The 602-nt window shown below is 45.3% G+C and carries 1 protein-coding gene; it reads left to right on the plus strand.

Annotated elements, in window-relative coordinates; genetic code table 11:
• The coding region (locus H7844_16100; protein ID MEO5358799.1) for an IS66 family transposase zinc-finger binding domain-containing protein at nucleotides 1–602 on the plus strand (602 nt) is incomplete at its 5' end.

A 602-nucleotide genomic window follows, 5' to 3' on the forward strand; every position in this document is an offset into this window, starting at 1 on the left:
TAATGATAACAATGACAGATAATCTTCCTGATGATATAAATAATCTTAAGGAAAAAATAAGAGTACAGGATCAGCATATTAAAATACTTGAGGAGCGGTTGCGTCTGCTTACAGCTAAACTTTATGGTCGTAAGAGTGAAAAGATGTCGGAACAAACGACAGAGCAGCCGCAGTTATTTGACGAGATAGAGGTTAGTGCTGAGCAAGCATCTAAAGCCGATGAGGTTAAGGTCCCAGCCCACAGCCGCAAACGAGGCGGCAGGCGGCCATTGCCTGAGGAGCTTCCACGAGTAGAGCAAATCCATGACATAAGTGAGGATGAAAAGGTATGTGCATGTGGTAGTCAGCTCAGTCGTATTGGAGAGGAAGTGTGTGAGAAGCTGGACATAGTACCGGCTAAAATACAGGTAATTAAACATATCCGTTATAAGTATGCGTGCAAGAGCTGTGAGGGAGTAGAGAGTGCTGGTGGAGCGGTAAAAACAGCGGAGTTGCCGCCTCAGATAATCCCACAGGGGATAGCGACACTAACCTCTATCTCGTCAAATAACTGCGGCTGCTCTGTCGTTTGTTCCGACATCTTTTCACTCTTACGACCATAA

The sequence above is a fragment of the Nitrospirae bacterium YQR-1 genome, from assembly GCA_039908095.1.
Lineage (GTDB): Bacteria > Nitrospirota > Thermodesulfovibrionia > Thermodesulfovibrionales > Magnetobacteriaceae > Magnetomonas.